Below are 16364 nucleotides of genomic sequence, written 5' to 3'. Positions count from 1 at the left end.
AAAAAAAAGTCAGGGAAATTTCAAACGGTCTTTACGGCCGGCACTGCGGCGCCGGCGCCGAGGTAAGCCTCGCGGATCACCGACGAACGCGCCAGCAGCTTCGCCGGCCCGCTGGCCACCAGCGTGCCGCGCTCCAGCACATAGCCACGGTCGGCCACGGCCAGCGCTTTCTTCACGTTCTGCTCGACCATCAACACGGTGGTGCCGGCGTCGGCGATGCGGCGTGTGATCGCCAGCAGCTCATCGACCATGCGCGGCGCCAGGCCCAGCGAGGGCTCGTCCAGCATCAAGAGGCGCGGCGCACTCATCATGGCGCGCGCCACGGCCACCATCTGCTGCTCGCCGCCGCTCATGGTGCCGGCCAGTTGTTGCGCGCGTTCGCGCAGCTTGGGGAAATCATCAAACGCCTGCTCAAGGCGCCGCGCGCGTTCGGCCTTGGCCACCAGCCAGCCGCCGAGTTCGAGGTTTTCGGTGACCGTCATCTGCGGAAACAGTTGCCGGCCCTCGGGCACCAGCGCCATGCCGCCCTTGACGATGTCGCTGGTTTTTTTGGGCAGGGTCTGGCCATTGAGCGACACCTCGCCGCTGCGCGGGATCAGGCCAGACAGCGCTTTCAGCAGGGTGGTCTTGCCCGCGCCATTGGGGCCCAGGATCACCGTCAGGCCGGGTTTGACTTCGAGCGCCAGATCACGCAGCACGAGGAAGGCGCCGTAACCGGCGCTCAGGCCGTTCACCTTCAGATGGGCCTGGCTGGCGCCACCGAGTACGAAGGGGGAGGCGTGCCACATCATGATGCTGTGCCCTCCGTCATCTCATCACCCAGGTAGGCTTCAATCACCTCTGCATCTCGCACCACCTCGGCAGGCGTGCCGTCGGCAATCTTGCGGCCCTGGTGCAGCACGATCACCCGTTCGACGTGACGTAGCAGGGTGGTCACCGCATGTTCGATCCACACCACCGTCAGGCCGAGTTCGTCACGCATGCGGCGTATCAGCAGCGCCATGGCTTCAATTTCTGATTCGGTCAGGCCGGCCGCGACCTCGTCGAGCAACAGCAAACGCGGCCGTGTCGCCAGCGCCATGCCGATTTCAAGCAGGCGCTGCTGTGAGGGCGTAATCGCGCCGGCCGGTAGCTCGGCCTGCGCCGACAGGCCGATCAGGCCCAGGATGCCGGCCTCGTCACGCAACTGCCAGACGCCCGCGCGCCGACGCCCCGCGAACTTCAGACCGAAGCCGATGTTGTCACGCACCAGCATGTCGGGAAACACACGCGGCGTCTGGAAGGTGCGCGCAATGCCAGCGGCGGCATAACGGTGCGGCCCCTGGCCGCTCAGATTTTTGCCGCTGGTCATCAGCTGCCCCGAGGTCGGCGCGATCACGCCCGAGATCGCATTGAAAAACGTGGTCTTGCCAGCGCCGTTGGGGCCGATGATGCCGACCAGCTCGCCAGCATGAAAGTCGGCGCTCACCGCATCGACGGCGGTCAACCCGCCGAAACGCACGGTGATGTCGCGCGCCTGCAGCAAGCGCTCAACCATTGTTGCGCTCCTTCTTGCCGAGACTGCGCCACCAACCCCGGCTGTCCTGCCACCAGCCGCTGAAGGTCGACCCGCGCAAGGAAGCCAGCCCGCCCGGCAGGTAAAGCACGCTCAGGATCAGCAGCAGGCCCAGCGACATCATGTAGATCTGCGGCGCCTGCAGGCGCAGGGTCTCGGCCAGCACGCTGAACACGATGGCCGCAATCAACGGGCCCCACAGCGTGACCGCGCCGCCGATCAGTGCAATCAGCACGGTCTGGAAGCCGATGAAGGGATTGAACACCGTGTGTGGGTCGATATAGGTCCAGCGCACCGCCATCGCCGCACCGACCGCGCCGGCAAAAGCCGCCGTCATCGCAAAGCCGGCAATCTTGATCAGCCGGGTGTTCACGCCCAGGGTCTGCGCGCGCTGCTCGTCCGCGCCTATGCCCATCAACGCCAGGCCAAAGCGGCTGCGCCGCACGATGATGGACACCAACACCGCGAGCAACGCCAGCGCCAGCACCGTCAGGTAAATCGTGTCGCGGTCCGGCACCACCGTCAGCACCCGGCCGACGGTGCCGGTGACTTTCTTTTCAAAATAGGTCACGGCGTGGCGGATCAGCTCGGTCATGCCGAAGGTCAGTACCGCGAAGTAGGTGCCGCGCAGATGCAGCACCGCCGCGCCCATGACGACGGCCACCACGGTGGCAATGCCGGCGCCCAGCGCGATGGCACCCAGCCAGGGCAGGCTCTCCAGTGCGACGGCACTGGTGTAGGCACCGATGCCGAAAAAGGCCGAGGTCGCCAGCGACAGGTAACGCGTGCTGCCACAAAACAGGCCCCAGCTCGATGACAGCGCCACATACATCAGGCAGGTCAGCGCCATCGACACCACAAACTCGCTGCCGTAATGCGGTAGCGCCAGCGCCCAGCCGGCAAAGGCCAGCAGCAGCAGCAGGTCGCGCACCAAAATCTGTTTGTCTTTCATGTTCTTCTTATTTGGCAAACAGGCCGCGCGGCCGCAGCAGCAGCACCGCGATAAACACGCTGTACGACAGCAGGGCCTTCAGCGAAGGATTGGTGAAATGCATGCCCAGCGCTTCAACCACGCCGAGCAGAAGACCGCCGGCCAGCGCGCCGCTCATGCTGCCGAAGCCGCCCAGGGTGATGACAATCAACGCGGTCACGGTGTAGGGCTCACCCATGGACGGTGTGATGGTGTAGGCCATGGACAAGAGGCAACCGGCCACGCCCGACAGACCCAGGCCAATGCCGAACATCAGCAGGTGCAGGCGCTGGGTGTCGATGCCGACCAGTTGCGCGCCGGTCGGCGATTGCATCAACGCACGCACGCCCTTGCCGAGCAGGGTGAAACGCAAAAGCGCAATCAGCGCTCCGGCAAACAGCAGCGCCAGGCCAAACACCAGCAGCTTGTTGCCGGCAAACTGCGCCTCGCCGATCTTCACCGGATCGGCCAGGTAGTCATACCCGCGCAGGTCGCCGCCCCACATGAAGGAGGCAAAGTTTTGCACCAGGAACATCAAGCCAAAAGCCACCATCAGGCCGCGCGCCTCGAAGATGTCGAGATTTGGCGAGGTCACGGTCAGACGCCTGAAACACAGCTTGTGAATGACGAGGCCGAGTGCCATCAGCACCAGAAAGGACACCGGCACCATCAGCAGCGGCGAGATGCCCAGCGTGGTGTGCGCCATCCAGGTCAGGTAGGCGCCCAGCATCAGGAACTCGCCGTGCGCGATGTTCAGGATGCGCATCAGCCCGTACTGCAAATTCAGGCCGAGCGCGACCAGCGCGTAAATGCCGCCGGTGATCAGCCCGGAGGCGATCAGTTCAAACCAGGAAAAAAGGGACATGGGTGTCTGTTTCAGGGACACCGCGGAACCGGCTTTGCCGGGCCGCAGGTGTCGCCCCCTCGAGGGGGAGGCGCAGCAGGCGCTTCGAGGGGGAGTCTGTTTATTTCCAGGCCGGCTTGGCCGGGTTCAACTTGGCGGTGGCGATTTTCTGCGGCCAGACCACCTCGAACTCGCCGTTCTGCCACTGGCTCACACTGCCCGGCGTGGCGGTGTTTTCGCTGCCGGTGAACTTGATGTCGCCGATGATGGTCTTGTGGGTGGTGTTGGCCACATAGTCGCGGATCGCCTTGCGGTCCAGGCCGACCTTGTTGACCGAGGCGGTCAGGATTTCCAGGCCGGCCCAGGCGGCACCGGAGGCCCAGCGATCGGGTTCCTTGCCGCCGTATTTTTTGGTGTGTGCATCGAAGTAGGCCTTGGCACCAGGGCTGGTCTTGCTGTTCCAAGAACCCATGCCCAGCACACCCTCGGCACCGGGCGCCGTCATCACGTTGCGGTAGAGCTGGAAAGCGGTGCCCACCGAAGCGTAGAAAAACTTCGGGTTCAGGCCGACTTCCTTGGCCTGCTTGCTGGCCAGGATGGTGTCGGGCGGGTAGGTGAAGCCGACGAAGGCGTCAGGGTTCTTGTCCTTGATGGAGCGCAACACCGGCGACAGGTCCTTCACGCCGGCGGGGTAGCTCTTGTCTTCCACCAATTGAATGCCGCTGCCCTGCAGCGCCACCTTCAGCGCCGAGTAATTTTCCAGACCGAACAGGTCGTCCACGTAAATACAGGCCAAGGTCTTGCAGCCGTTGGCCTTGAGCATGTCGACCAGCGCATTGGTCATGGGCGCCGGCTGCTGCAGCAGCAGGAAGAAATAGGGCAGCTTCATTTCTACCAGCCGGCGCGACAGCGCCGTCGGCGCCAGAAAGGGGTAGCCGAAACGGTTGGCCAGCGGGGCGACCGCGAAGTTGGCATTGCTGCCCCAGGGCGGCAGCACCAGGTCCACCTTGTCGCTGCCCATCAGCTTTTCGTAGGTGCGCACCACGGTCTCGGTGTCGCTGCGGTCGTCGGAGCTGATCAGCTCGATCTGGCGCCGCACGCCCTTGACATCGATGCCGCCGGCAGCGTTCTGCTGCTCGGCCCACAGCAGGTAGTTGGGTTCCTGGCTGACCTGCGCGCCGCCGGTCCATGGGCCGGTGCGCGACATGGCGTAACCGACACGCACGGGCGCGGCCTGGGCCAACAGTTGCGGTGCAAAGGCGGCTGCGCCGACGGCAGCAGCGGCGCCCTGGATCAATGTGCGTCTGGATGGCTGGACCATGATGTCTCCTCGTTATAGGCGCCCGGCGGGCAGTGGAAAACCCATGATAGGCACGGCCTGCGGTCGCTGCTTTGCTGAGCGCGCACAAAGCAGTTGTCAGGCAGCGCACGGCGGCTGGGGTTAACCCTTGGCCCCGCGCTGCAACAGGACCGGTCCCAACGCCCATAATCTTTCTCATGAAGATGGCCTCCACGCGTGTCGCTTTGCTTACTTTGCTGCCCCCCGAGGGAGCCATGTTTACTTGGGGCGGCGCTGCGCGGCGCATCCCGGCACCAAGCTCGCCAAACCGGAGACAAGCATGACAGCGGCCACCCTGGTATCGACCGACAATGTCGCGCCGCGTGAACGCGCGCCGGTCTGGCGCGAGTGGATCTGGAAACATTTCGGCGGCCTGGAGTCTGACCTCTACGGCGACACCGACTTCGATGGCCACATGGCGTCGGCCCATGCGGGCGAGGTGATCCTGACCCGGCTCGAAGCGAACCGCCACCGGGTCGTGCGCACCGCCGGCATGGTGCGTGCCAGCGATGCCGGCTACCTCAAGATCGTGGCGCCCATGCACGGCCGCGCTGGCGTCGAACAGATGGGCCGCCAGGCCTGGGTTGGCCCTGGCGGCTGGACCATTTACGACACCACCGGTTGTTACGCGGTCGAAAACCCCGAGCGCGTGGAGCACCTGATCGTGATGCTGCCCAAGGCACTGATCGTTGAACGTGGCCTGCAGCTCGACACACTGATGGCGCGCCACGTCGGCGGCGCCAGCGGCATCTCGCGCGTCGCGCTGACCACCATGCGCAGCACCTACCAGGAGCTGCCCAACATGAGCGCCGCCGCCGCCCAGGGCGCGGGGGAACTGATTGCCCAGCTGGTGCGGCTGTCACTGATCGAGCTGGCCGGACAGAGCACCGCGCTGACCCAACGCGAAGCGCTGAAAGACCGCATCCGCGCTTATGTCGCCACCAACCTGCGGGACCCGGCGCTGTCCATCGAGCAGATCGCGCAGGCGCTCAATTGCAGCAAGCGCCATCTGCACAACGCGTTTGCCGGCGAGGACGACACCCTGGCCAGCTACATCCTGCGGCTGCGTCTGCAAGCCTGCATCCGCGAGATCCAGCAGGCCGGCCCGCAAGCCCGCGCCATCACCGGTATCGCGCTGTCCTGGGGTTTCAACAACCTGTCGCACTTCAGCCGCGTGTTCCGTGAACACACGGGCCAGAGCCCCAGCGCGTTCCGGCAGGCTGCTGCGGCGCCGTTGCAGCATTAATTTTTTGTGTCAAATCAGGCTCTCGCCCCTGTCCCGCGGGCGTCAACAGCTAGCAATTTGATAGCGCACAATATTCGGACTATTCCTCGGAGACAAAATGCACATTCCCTCATTGAAAGAAGTCGTCAGCGCCGAAGAATGGCAGTTGCGCTGCGAACTCGCTGCCTGTTACCGGCTCGCCGCGCTGTACGGCTGGAGCGACTTGGTGTTCACCCACATCAGCGCCAAGTTGCCCGAGTCGGTCAGCGGCGCAGGCGCGCACCATTTCCTGATCAACCCCTACGGCCTGATGTTTGACGAGATCACCGCCTCCAGCCTGGTCAAGGTCGACGAAAAGTGCAACAAGGTGATTGATTCGCCGTTTCCGGTGAACCCGGCCGGCTTTGTGATTCACAGCGCGGTGCATGAAGTCCGTGCAGATGCCGGCTGCGTGATGCACACCCACACCCGCGCCGGTGTCGCCGTGAGTGCGCAGAAATGCGGCGTGTTGGCGATCAGCCAGCAGTCGACCTTTGTACTGGGGTCGCTGGCCTACCACGACTATGAAGGCGTGGCCTTCCGTGACGACGAGAAGCCGCGCCTGCAGGCCGACCTGGGCACAGCCAACTTTTTGATGCTGCGCAACCATGGCCTGCTGGTGGTCGGCAAAACCGTTGCCGACGCTTTCCTCAGCATGTACACGTTTGAAAACACCTGCCGCATTCAGCTTGATGCGCAGGCCGGCGGCGAACTGATTCCGGTGAATCCGCAAATCGTCAGGGGGGTGGCCGAAGCCATGCGGGTGCAAACCGGTGGCATGGGTGGCGCCTTTGTCTGGCCCTCACTGATCCGCAAGCTGGACCGACTGGACAACAGCTACCTGTCGTGAACCGCTGATCAGGCCGTCAGCGCCGCGGGCTGCGAAGAGAAGGCCTGGCCAGGACGAATATCGCCCTGCTCGATGGTGAGTTCCTTGCGCAGCATGGTGACGCCGCCAAAAATCGTGGCAAAGGCCACATCCTTGGCATCCCGCCCGGTACCTATGCGGACCAGGCGGTCGATCGGCGCCATGCGCGTCGCGTCAAAAATCACCCAGCGTCCGTCCAGCCAGGCTTCGAACACCGCATGGAAGTCCTGCGGTGGTTCGTCGAAATACACATAACCGACGACCAGGCGCGCCGGAATGTTGAGGGCGCGGCACAAGGTGATGCCCAGGTGCGCAAAGTCGCGGCAGACGCCGGCGCGCTGCACAAACACCTCCTGCGCCGTGGTGGTCGAGTTGCTGAAGCCGGGCAGGTAGTGGATCGAGTCATGGATCCAGCTTTCAATCGCGCGTACCCGCGACAGCCCCAGCGGAAGATGCCCGAACAACTGCTGCGCCGCACGACTCATGATGTCCGACTCGCAATAACGGCTGGGCATCAGGAAACGCATCGCGTCATCGGGCACTGCCGTCACCGGCACCTCGTCCAGATGCAGCGGCACCGGCGCATGGTGCAACTCGACCTGCGCGTGGTAGTTGACCGACAGCAGGCCGCGTGGCGCATCGAGCCGGAAGAACCGGTTGCCACTGCGCTCGTCACAAAAATGCCGGACCTTGACGCTGGGCGTCACACTCAGGCGCTCTTCAAGCACCTTGTGGCTGTCGTGAAAAGCCGCCTCGATGTTGAAAAGGAAATGGGTGGGGCTGACCACATCGTAGTCAAGCAGGCAATCAACGGTCGCGGTGTGCATCGGTATCTTTGTTGGAATCGGAATCCTTGGCGGCCCCGCCGGAGGAGAACCAGCTTTTGCAGGTCACCCACATCACATGGGCGCCGCGCTCCAGAGTGTCCACGGCCAGGTCGCGCCGGTTGCGCGCTTTCAGGCGCGCCACCAGCAGCAACTGCGCCACACTGGCGCGCTGCGTGCTGGCACGCGACATGGACGTGCCCGGCTCGGCTGGCGACTCGCGTTTGTCGGCTGGAAGTGTCACACCCTGCGGCCAGTCAAGCGTGCTCTGCATTTACTTGAGGGCCTTGTTCACAGCACCCACGCCCAGTGCGGCCAGCACCACAAAAATGACGGCGAGGATCAGGAACAGGCCAAACAGGATCTTGGCAATGCCCGCTGAGCCTGCCGCAATGCCGCCAAAACCCAGGGCTCCGGCAATCAGCGAAACAATCGCAAAAATAATGGCGTATTTCAGCATGTCAAATCTCCAGGTAGAGCGCATGGCGCCCGTGAAAACAATGAATTGATGCTAGGCGCTGCTGTGCAGAGACCAAATCAGCATCCCGCGCGTGGCCCTGTAGGACAAGGCCAGATGCTCGGCAGCGCTCCTGTTTTGATAGCTGCTCGCGCCAGGCAGCCATGGGTTGCGGGGGCGATTAGGCATGTCAAGTCGCGTAAGCGCCTGATCCGCGTTTTCTGCGCGGCGGCATCGCCCTAAAAGCCGCGTTGCTTCAGCGTTTCACGCAGGCTTTGCGCCTTGTCGGCGTCGAACCTGCCCTCGGCCCTGGCCAGCACCTCGCCCTGCCGGTTAACGACCACGGCGTACACCTGGTCGATGCCGCGCAGACCGGCCGAGCGGACAAATTGATCACGGTCGGTGAACACCGGCAGCATCCGGGCGCGCTCGGCGTCGGCGGGAAACTTGCGCAGCAGCCGGTTCTCAATGTCGCTGCGCTCGGCCGCATTGCCTGGGTCGTTGAGCACCGGCATGCGCAACCAGCTGATCGATGGGTCGTCTTTGAGATTCAGGCCCTGGATCCAGCCGTCGATATGCGCCTTCTGCGTGCTTTTGAAAGCAATCAATGCCAGCGTGCGCTCGCCCGGCAAACCCTCCGGCACCTGGACGGCCTGGCGGTCCAGCGTACGCGCCATGAACGCCGGAACCCGGCCCATGACGCTGGCTTCATTCGGCGCGGCCCAAGCCAGCCCCAGGGCCGTCGCAACTGCCAGCAACCACGCCAGGGTGGAGGTCAAGGTCGTTTTCATGGGATATCTCCGCGCCCATCCAGCATGGGAAACAAGGCGGGTACACACTGGGATGGATCCAAGCAAGATACCCGCAAAGACAAATCAGGCGGTGGGCTGAATTGGAACAAATTGAGCATTACTGTTTGGTATTGTTACGACTTTAAAGTTCATAAATCAATCGATGGCTTTGTTTTGAGACGCCTGCGGCTAAAATGTTTGCATGATCACCCGGACACTCGCCTCCCCCGTTTCGCCTTCCGCGCCCGCGGAGCCGGCGTTAAAAGTCTCCTTCAAGGCCCATATGCTGGCCGTACGGGAGGACGCCATCGTGCAGGCCGTCAACCGCCTGCTGTCGGAAAAAGGCTTTGATCTGATGACGGTAGACCAGGTCGCCGCTGAAGTGGGCATTGCCAAGGCCAGCCTGTACAAACACTTTCCCAGCAAGGAAGACCTCGCTGCCGCCGCCATGGTCCGCGTTGTAGGACGCGCGCAGGCATTTCTGGAAGGTTTGCCCGCTCAGGCCCGGCCGCTGGACCAACTCAAGGCCATGGTGCGATGGATGATGGCGCTGCAACTGGCGGGGGAAATGCCTTCGCTGCCGCACCACAACTCCAGCTTGCGCACAACGCTGATCAACAACAAGGCCTACGTCGACGGCTTGATGCAGGTCAGCGACCAGCTCGGCGGCTGGATCGAACAAGCCCAGCAAGACGGCTCACTGAACCCCACACTTCCGCCACTGCTGGTGCTCTACACCTTGTACGCACGCGCCTGTGATCCGGTGCTGGAATTTCTCAAGGCGGGCGGACAACACAGCGACCAGGAACTCGTCGAGCTGGTGGTGCGCACCTGTTTTGAAGGGCTGAACGCCCGGCCGGCCTGACCCGCAGCAGCGCCACCTTCCGAAGCGCTATAAATAAGCTAGCTGTCTACGCTGCATGCGTAAGGGCTAGAACCCGATTTCGATCAGAAGTTCGGGCCTGAAGCCCTCTTGCTCACCCTTGCGTGCATAGCCCAACGGATTGGCGACCACGCGGCAGCCGTTTTTCACATAGTCGCTCGGGCAATGCAGGTGGCCATGCAACCAGAGTTGCGCGCCGGCGAGCATATCGTCGAGCGCATTGCAAAAACCAGCCGTGCCCGGCACCCGGCCATAACGCGGATCGGCGCTCAGCAAACTGGGCGCGAAATGCGTCACCACCACGGTCGGGCCGGCAAACGGCGCCGCGAGCGCCTGCCGCAGCCAGGCCTGACTTTGCAGGCCCTGTTCGCGTACAGCGTCGGCGAGCATCGGCTGACCGGCTTGAAAAGCGTGATTTTTGCGAAGGTAAAAATTGGCCGCGCGAAAGGCTTTTTCACGGGCCTTGAGCTGCTCACCCAGCGTGATGTCGCCCGCGCTGGCTGCCGCGGCGCTCAGTGCGTCGAAATCGGTCCACAGGGTGCTGCCGATAAAACGCAGGCCTTGCAAAACGACGGTCTGCCGCTCCAGCCAGACCATGCCGAGGCGTTCACAGCTTTCACGCAGGCGTGCGTGGGTGGCGTCGAAGTCGAGGCCATCGTATTCATGGTTGCCCGGAATAAACAGCACCGGCGTGGGCCAGGCGGCGCCACCCTGGGCCAAGGGCAGCGGCGAAAACCGCGCCAGCCCGAAGTCGCTGTCCGTGAGCAAAGAGCCGTTCTGGTAAGAGCCAATGTCGCCCGCGAGCACCAACAAATCGGCGCCAGGCGTCGGACGCGCCACAAAATGCGGGTTGGACTCAAGGTGCAGGTCGGACAGGAGCTGAATCTTCACCCACCGATTGTGCGGGATGCCACCGGGCGCCTGGACGCCAGGCAGACGGGCCCATGTCCGGGGCGGGCCAAACTATGCGTCTTGCGCATGTGAATCGGCCGCTGATTACCTTGCAAACCAAGGGAAAACCCTTACTCTTAAGTCATCGCAACTTTTTCGCCTGTCTCAGGTGACTTTGGACTTTGTTATGACCCGCTTGTCTGCCTTTTTTCTCCGCTTGATATCGGCACGTCGCACGCCCGCATCGGCCCCCGGCGTGGCTCGTCAGTTGATGGAACGCGCCGGTGACCGCGCCGGCCGCAACCCGCGCCATGCGCGTGAATTGCGCCGCGCCGCCTTCGCCTACCTCAGTGTGGTTCGCTGACCTGCTTGCTCCGCAGGGACTGACGGCGTCATGAACGCCGAGGCTGCAGGCAAGGCTGGACGCGCCATTTACCGTTCAGCGCCTTGCCGATGCTTGCGCGGCCGGCCCGCCAGCGCCTTGTCGAACAGCGCGTTCGGCAACAACCGCAGCAGCTTGGCGACCACCCCCATTTGCCACGGAATCACGCGGTAACTGACGCCGGCCTCGATGGCATGGAAGGCCCGGTCAGCAAACGCGTCGGGTTGCATCAGAAAAGGCATCGCGTAGCGGTTTTTCTGTGTCAGCGGTGTGTCGATGTAGCCGGGGCACAGCGTCACCACCTTCACGCCGGCGGACCGCAACTCGCCACGCAAGCTTTCGCAATAGGCAATGACGGCTGCCTTGCTGGCGCAATAAGCCCCATGACCCGGCAGGCCGCGAATGCCGGCGACGCTGCCGATGCCCACCAGTGCGCCCGCGCCCCGCGCCACCATGGCATCCACGAAAGGGTGAAAGGTCGCCGCCAGACCGGTGTTGTTGGTGGCAAAGGTCTGCGCCATCACGTCCAGGTCTTCGCGCGCAGCCGTGTCCATGCCAATGCTGATACCGGCGTTGGCAATCACCACATCGGGCAGGCCCTGCGACCCGATGCAGGCCCGGCCCGCAGCCACAATGCTCTCCGGATCAGACACATCCGCGCTATATATTTCATAGCTGCCTGCTCTTATTCCTTGTGCCAAAGCCCACGACTGGACGTCCGCCGTGCGGCGCGCCACCAGAGCCAGCCGATAACCGGCGCGGGAAAAGCGCAGCGCCAGCGCCTGGCCAATGCCGCTGGACGCGCCGGTGATGAAAACGAGTCTGGACATGGGCAAGCCTTTGTGCCGTTGAGAGCGTCAGGGCGATCGGTTCAGGGCAGGCTGCCGGCCGCTTTTCGGGGCACCAGCACCCCTTTGACACGCCCTTTCAGGTCGGCCACCCGGTCCAGGTTGTCGTAGGCAAAGGTATCGCCTTCGAACTGGTCGGCGCCGCGCTTGAGAACCACCGGCAAATGCGATTTGACGCGTTCGTCATTGACAAACACATGCAGGAACTCGCCGCGAAACTCCAGCCGCTGGATCTCTTTGCCATTCGCATCCACAGCCGCATCCCGCACCACGCGGGCATTGCCAATCAGCTGGACTTCGGAGCCGTCGCCATTGGTCAGCGCGCGGTCGCCGGTCGAGGTGGTCAGCCGGCCTTCAAGGCTGTAGCTGCGGATCAGCGCCTTGTCGATCTCCAGCGTGTCGGTATCGGGGTAGTGCCGCACCTCGGTGCCGGTGACATCGCTCTTGAGTTGGCCCGCATCGTCAAAGGTCTTGATGCCGAACTTGCGCATGTAGTAGTCTGGCTCGCTGCTGATGGCTTTCTGGCCTTCAGGCGGCAGCGCCTCGGGGGTGTTTCTGACCAGCCAGTAGGTCCCCAGGGCCAACAAGCCCATCAGCAGCACGGGAATGTAGATGGCCGTACGCTCCCACCCGCGCGACAAACGGTCAAGCACATGGCGCCAACCGGGCGCGGCGCCCCGGGCAGGCCAGCGGCGGCTGGCGGCCATCAGCGCGTGTACTCCTGCAGCAGCGCGGCATAACGGCCACTGGCCACCATCAGCAGGTCGCAGAACTCCCGCACGGCGCCGTCGCCCCCGCGCGCCTGGGTGACATGATGGGCGACAGCCCTGACCTCCACATGCGCGTTGACGGGTGCACAGGCAAACGCAACACGCCGCATCACCGGCAGGTCCGGCCAGTCGTCGCCCATGAAGGCGGCCTGGGGCCAGTCCAGCCCCAGCGCTTCCAGGGTGGTCTTGGCCGCCGGAAGTTTGTCTTCGGTACCGAAATGGACGTGGGTCACGCCCAGCGCATGCAGGCGTGAGCGCAGCACCGCGCTGTCGCGCCCGGTGATCACGGCCGGCGTGATGCCGGCTCGTTGCAACAGCTTCACGCCGTGGCCGTCGAGCGTATTGAAGCGCTTGAGGGTTTCGCCGCCCGTGGTGAAACTGTCCTGCGGCGTGGCCCGCTTGTCGCCTGGCGGGTACTCCCCGAAATACAGGCCCCCGTCGGTCAACACGCCGTCCACATCAAAAAAAACCACTTTGACGTTTTGCGCGCGCAGCAGCAGTTCGGGCGCAAAGCGCAGGGCAGGAACATGCGGGCTCATCAGATCACTTTCGCGCGCAACAAGTCGTTGCTGTTGAGCGCGCCGCACAACACGCCGTTGGTATCCACCACCAGCACGCTGGTGATGCGGTATTGCTCCATCAACGCCACCGCTTCCACCGCCAGTGCGTCGCTGCGCAGGGTCCGCGGCGCCGGATGCATGACCTCTTCGGCGATGCCGGCGCGCAGGTCCACGCCTTTTTCAACCAGGCGGCGCAAATCGCCGTCGGTGAAGATGCCGAGTACCCGCCGCTCGTCATCCACCACGGCGGCGGCACCCAGACCTTTGTTGCTCATTTCACGCATCAACTCGGTGAAGCTGGTGTGCCGGCCCACCGCTGGCACGGCGTCACCGGAGCGCATCACATCGCTGACGTGGGTCAGCAGCTTGCGGCCCAGTGCGCCGCCGGGGTGCGAGCGGGCAAAGTCTTCTTCCTTGAACCCGCGCGCATCAAGCAGGGCCACCGCCAGCGCATCGCCCAGCGCCAACTGGGCGGTGGTGCTGGCCGTGGGCGCCAGATTCAGCGGACAGGCCTCTTTCTCGACGCTGCTGTCGAGCAAGATGTCGGCATGGCGGGCCAGCGTGGACTGCCGGGCGCCAGACATGGCCAGCAGCGGCACGCCCTGGCGTTTGACCGCCGGCAAAATGGACGTGAGTTCCTGCACCTCGCCGCTGTTGGAGATCGCAAACAACACGTCAGCGGCGGTGATCATGCCGAGGTCGCCGTGGCTGGCCTCGGCGGGGTGCACAAACATGGCCGGTGTGCCGGTGGACGCCAGGGTTGCGGCAATCTTGCGCCCGATGTGGCCACTTTTGCCCATGCCCATCACCACCACCCGGCCCTTGCAGTTGAGGACCAGTTGCACCGCACGGGCAAACTCCGGACCGACCCGGTTTTTCAGGCCCAGCACGGCCGCAGCTTCAATGTCAAAGGTGGCGTGGGCCAGCGCCAGCGCCTGCGCAGGGTCAAATTTCACGGGATCAAAGCTCATGCCCGCATTCTATAGAGCGCCCTGCAAACGCAGGCCAGCTGGCGCGTCTTGTCCCGCGTGGCCGGGCGGCCTTCAGCTACCATCAATGTATGAGCGCGCTCGAACTGACACTGCTGTACTTGCTGGCCGCTGTGCTAGGCGTGGTCGCCTGTCGTTCGCTCAAGTTGCCGCCCATGCTCGGCTACCTCGCCGTGGGCGTGGTGATTGGCCCGAACGCGCTGGCCTTGTCGGACGACGCCGACGGCGTGCGGCATCTCGGCGAATTCGGGGTGGTGTTCCTGATGTTTGTGATCGGGCTGGAGTTCAACCTGCCCAAGCTGCGTTCCATGCGCCGCCATGTGTTTGGGCTGGGGATGTTGCAGGTGATGGTGACGATTTTGCTGGTCACCTTTGGCTCCCTGTTTCTCGCCACGCTGGCGCCCACGCTGTGGGGCATGTCATGGCAAACCGCACTGGCACTGTCGGGCGCGATTGCCATGAGCAGCACCGCCGTGGTGGTCAAGCTGCTGTCCGAACGGCTGGAGATGGAGTCTGAACATGGCAAACGCGTGATCGGCGTGTTGTTGTTTCAGGACTTGGCCGTGGTGCCGCTGCTGGTGCTGATTCCCGCGCTGGGCTCTCCGCCGGATGAGTTGCTGATGGCGCTGGCCATCGCCGGCCTGAAGGCCGCCGTGCTGGTCGGCCTGCTGCTGACCGGCGGCCAGCGTGTCATGCGCTGGTGGCTGACGCTGGTGGCCAGGCGCAAAAGCGAGGAGCTGTTTGTGCTCAACCTGCTGCTGGTCACGCTGGCACTGGCCTGGCTGACCGAGCTGGCCGGCCTGAGTCTGGCGCTCGGCGCATTTATTGCCGGCATGCTGATCTCGGAGACCGAGTTCAAACACCAGGTGGAAACCGATATCCGGCCTTTCCACGATGTGTTGCTGGGCCTGTTTTTTATCAGCATTGGCATGATGCTCGACTGGCGGCTGGTGCTTGAGCGCTGGCCGCTGGTGCTGCTTTTGCTGACGGTGCCGGTGCTGTTCAAGCTGCTGCTGGTGACAACCCTGGCGCGCATCCTGGGCGCCACCGCTGGCGTGTCGCTGCGCACCGGCCTGTACCTGGCGCAGGCCGGTGAGTTCGGTTTTGTGCTGCTGTCACTGGCCCAGGACAACAGCCTGATCCCGCCGGAACTGCTCAACCCCATCCTGGCCAGCATGGTGTTGTCGATGCTGGCGACACCCTTCATCATCATGTACAGCAACCGCATCGTGATGCGCCTGGTCAGCAGCGAATGGCTGCAACAGTCGCTGCAGATGACCTCGATCGCGCGCAAGTCCATCAACGTCAACAAACATGTGATCATCTGCGGCTATGGCCGCTGCGGGCAGAACCTGGGCCGCATGCTGGACGGCGAGGGCATTCCCTACATGGCGCTGGACCTGGACCCGGACCGGGTGCGTCAGGCCGCAGCGGCCGGCGACTCGGTGGTGTTTGGCGACGCGGTGCGGTTGCAGGCCTTGATGGCAGCGGGGCTGGCGCGCGCCAGCGCCGTGGTGGTGACCTACCTGGACACCGCCAGCGCGATGAAGGTGCTGGCCAACATCCGCGCGCATTCGCCCACCGTCCCGGTGATCGTGCGCACGGTAGACGACCGCGACCTGGAAAAGCTGCAGGCCGCAGGCGCGGCCGAGGTGGTGCCTGAGGCGATTGAGGGCAGCCTGATGCTGGCCAGCCATGCACTGGCCCTGGTGGGGGTGCCGATGCGCCGCGTGATCCGTGTGGTGCAGGACCAGCGCGATGCGCGCTACAACCTGCTGCGTGGATACTTTCACGGCGCCGACGACAACACCGTCAACGAACTCGACCAGGAGCGGCTGGCCACCCTGACACTGCCACTGGGCACGCGCGCCGCCGGGCAGCGGCTCGGTGCCATGGCCCTGCATGCGGTGGGCGTGCGGGTCGTCAGCATCCGGCGCGGCAGTGGCAAACCCCTGCGCCATGACGACGACACCCTGCTCGAAGGCGGCGATGCGCTGGTGCTGTCCGGCAAACCCGAGGCGCTGGCGGTTGCGGAGGAAAAGCTGCTCAGCGGTCGCGTCCCGACCGGCGTATCAGGCGCTGCAGGCTCCGCGCCGGGCAAGGCAAAATGACGGTTTTTCGCCCGCACG

Annotated in this window: 19 protein-coding genes; 5 read left to right on the top strand and 14 right to left on the bottom strand. The window is 64.0% G+C overall.

Annotated elements, in window-relative coordinates; translation table 11 throughout:
- Nucleotides 1-20 precede the first annotated feature (20 nt).
- The 5 genes from ACH2CW_RS06705 to ACH2CW_RS06685 all read right to left on the bottom strand — a co-directional run bounded on the left by ACH2CW_RS06705 (nt 21) and on the right by ACH2CW_RS06685 (nt 4690).
- Nucleotides 21-791, bottom strand: a complete 771-nt coding sequence (locus tag ACH2CW_RS06705; protein WP_395056371.1) for an ABC transporter ATP-binding protein — start codon at nt 789-791, stop codon at nt 21-23.
- Nucleotides 788-1537 carry an ABC transporter ATP-binding protein gene (locus ACH2CW_RS06700; protein WP_395056369.1) on the bottom strand — a complete coding sequence of 250 codons (750 nt, stop codon included), beginning with the start codon at nt 1535-1537 and terminating at the stop codon, nt 788-790. The genes ACH2CW_RS06705 and ACH2CW_RS06700 overlap by 4 nt, the downstream gene beginning before the upstream one ends.
- Entirely contained in the window at nt 1530-2507 is a 978-nt protein-coding gene (locus ACH2CW_RS06695; RefSeq protein WP_395056367.1) for a branched-chain amino acid ABC transporter permease, read from the bottom strand. Before ACH2CW_RS06695 ends, ACH2CW_RS06700 begins: the two co-directional genes overlap by 8 nt.
- Nucleotides 2508-2514: 7 nt before the next feature.
- On the bottom strand, nt 2515-3390 hold the full coding sequence (locus tag ACH2CW_RS06690; RefSeq protein WP_395056365.1) for a branched-chain amino acid ABC transporter permease: 876 nt from the start codon (nt 3388-3390) through the stop codon (nt 2515-2517).
- Between the two features lie 100 nt (nt 3391-3490).
- On the bottom strand, nt 3491-4690 hold the full coding sequence (locus ACH2CW_RS06685; RefSeq protein ID WP_395056363.1) for an amino acid ABC transporter substrate-binding protein: 1200 nt from the start codon (nt 4688-4690) through the stop codon (nt 3491-3493).
- A 298-nt stretch (nt 4691-4988) separates the two neighbouring features.
- Here ACH2CW_RS06685 and ACH2CW_RS06680 point away from each other — a divergent pair, with 298 nt between their 5' ends.
- The gene (locus ACH2CW_RS06680) at nt 4989-5954 is read left to right on the top strand and encodes a helix-turn-helix domain-containing protein (protein ID WP_395056361.1); all 966 of its coding nucleotides are present in this window, start codon (nt 4989-4991) and stop codon (nt 5952-5954) included.
- A gap of 97 nt (nt 5955-6051) precedes the next feature.
- Nucleotides 6052-6822: a class II aldolase/adducin family protein gene (locus ACH2CW_RS06675; protein ID WP_395056359.1), complete on the top strand. Its 771-nt coding sequence runs from the start codon at nt 6052-6054 to the stop codon at nt 6820-6822.
- A gap of 8 nt (nt 6823-6830) precedes the next feature.
- On the opposite strand, the gene ACH2CW_RS06670 is transcribed toward ACH2CW_RS06675, so the two are convergent.
- The 4 genes from ACH2CW_RS06670 to ACH2CW_RS06655 all read right to left on the bottom strand — a co-directional run bounded on the left by ACH2CW_RS06670 (nt 6831) and on the right by ACH2CW_RS06655 (nt 8912).
- On the bottom strand, nt 6831-7667 hold the full coding sequence (locus ACH2CW_RS06670) for a transglutaminase family protein (RefSeq protein WP_395056357.1): 837 nt from the start codon (nt 7665-7667) through the stop codon (nt 6831-6833).
- A complete protein-coding gene (locus tag ACH2CW_RS06665) occupies nt 7648-7938 on the bottom strand; it encodes a hypothetical protein (RefSeq protein WP_395056355.1) in 291 nt (96 codons plus the stop codon). The genes ACH2CW_RS06670 and ACH2CW_RS06665 overlap by 20 nt, the downstream gene beginning before the upstream one ends.
- A complete protein-coding gene (locus ACH2CW_RS06660; RefSeq protein WP_395056353.1) occupies nt 7939-8124 on the bottom strand; it encodes a DUF1328 domain-containing protein in 186 nt (61 codons plus the stop codon).
- Between the two features lie 236 nt (nt 8125-8360).
- The gene (locus tag ACH2CW_RS06655) at nt 8361-8912 is read right to left on the bottom strand and encodes a hypothetical protein (protein WP_395056351.1); all 552 of its coding nucleotides are present in this window, start codon (nt 8910-8912) and stop codon (nt 8361-8363) included.
- A gap of 202 nt (nt 8913-9114) precedes the next feature.
- On the opposite strand from ACH2CW_RS06655, the gene ACH2CW_RS06650 reads away from it, so the two are divergent.
- Nucleotides 9115-9777 (top strand): TetR/AcrR family transcriptional regulator, encoded by a 663-nt coding sequence (locus tag ACH2CW_RS06650; RefSeq protein WP_395056349.1) that lies wholly within the window; start codon nt 9115-9117, stop codon nt 9775-9777.
- A 66-nt stretch (nt 9778-9843) separates the two neighbouring features.
- Here the strand turns inward: ACH2CW_RS06650 and ACH2CW_RS06645 are convergent, their stop codons facing one another.
- Nucleotides 9844-10686 carry a metallophosphoesterase gene (locus ACH2CW_RS06645; protein WP_395056347.1) on the bottom strand — a complete coding sequence of 281 codons (843 nt, stop codon included), beginning with the start codon at nt 10684-10686 and terminating at the stop codon, nt 9844-9846.
- 187 nt (nt 10687-10873) lie between these two features.
- Between ACH2CW_RS06645 and ACH2CW_RS06640 the strand changes: the two genes are divergently transcribed.
- Entirely contained in the window at nt 10874-11050 is a 177-nt protein-coding gene (locus ACH2CW_RS06640) for a hypothetical protein (RefSeq protein WP_395056345.1), read from the top strand.
- A gap of 68 nt (nt 11051-11118) precedes the next feature.
- Here the strand turns inward: ACH2CW_RS06640 and ACH2CW_RS06635 are convergent, their stop codons facing one another.
- Genes ACH2CW_RS06635 through ACH2CW_RS06620 form a run of 4 tightly spaced genes read right to left on the bottom strand, consistent with a single transcriptional unit; the run spans nt 11119 to nt 14217 of the window.
- On the bottom strand, nt 11119-11898 hold the full coding sequence (locus ACH2CW_RS06635; protein ID WP_395056343.1) for an SDR family oxidoreductase: 780 nt from the start codon (nt 11896-11898) through the stop codon (nt 11119-11121).
- A 41-nt stretch (nt 11899-11939) separates the two neighbouring features.
- Nucleotides 11940-12623, bottom strand: a complete 684-nt coding sequence (gene lptC / locus ACH2CW_RS06630; protein WP_395056341.1) for an LPS export ABC transporter periplasmic protein LptC — start codon at nt 12621-12623, stop codon at nt 11940-11942.
- Nucleotides 12623-13225, bottom strand: coding sequence for a KdsC family phosphatase (locus ACH2CW_RS06625; protein WP_395056339.1), 603 nt, complete (start codon nt 13223-13225; stop codon nt 12623-12625). The genes lptC and ACH2CW_RS06625 overlap by 1 nt, the downstream gene beginning before the upstream one ends.
- Nucleotides 13225-14217 (bottom strand): SIS domain-containing protein, encoded by a 993-nt coding sequence (locus ACH2CW_RS06620; protein ID WP_395056337.1) that lies wholly within the window; start codon nt 14215-14217, stop codon nt 13225-13227. Before ACH2CW_RS06620 ends, ACH2CW_RS06625 begins: the two co-directional genes overlap by 1 nt.
- Nucleotides 14218-14306: 89 nt before the next feature.
- Here ACH2CW_RS06620 and ACH2CW_RS06615 point away from each other — a divergent pair, with 89 nt between their 5' ends.
- Nucleotides 14307-16346 carry a cation:proton antiporter gene (locus ACH2CW_RS06615; RefSeq protein ID WP_395056335.1) on the top strand — a complete coding sequence of 680 codons (2040 nt, stop codon included), beginning with the start codon at nt 14307-14309 and terminating at the stop codon, nt 16344-16346.
- Nucleotides 16347-16364: the final 18 nt, after the last annotated feature.

The organism is Polaromonas sp. (assembly GCF_043778355.1).
Taxonomy (GTDB): domain Bacteria; phylum Pseudomonadota; class Gammaproteobacteria; order Burkholderiales; family Burkholderiaceae_C; genus Polaromonas.
The sequence above is the reverse complement of the archived record's forward strand: the minus strand, read 5'-3'. Positions and strand labels throughout refer to the sequence as shown.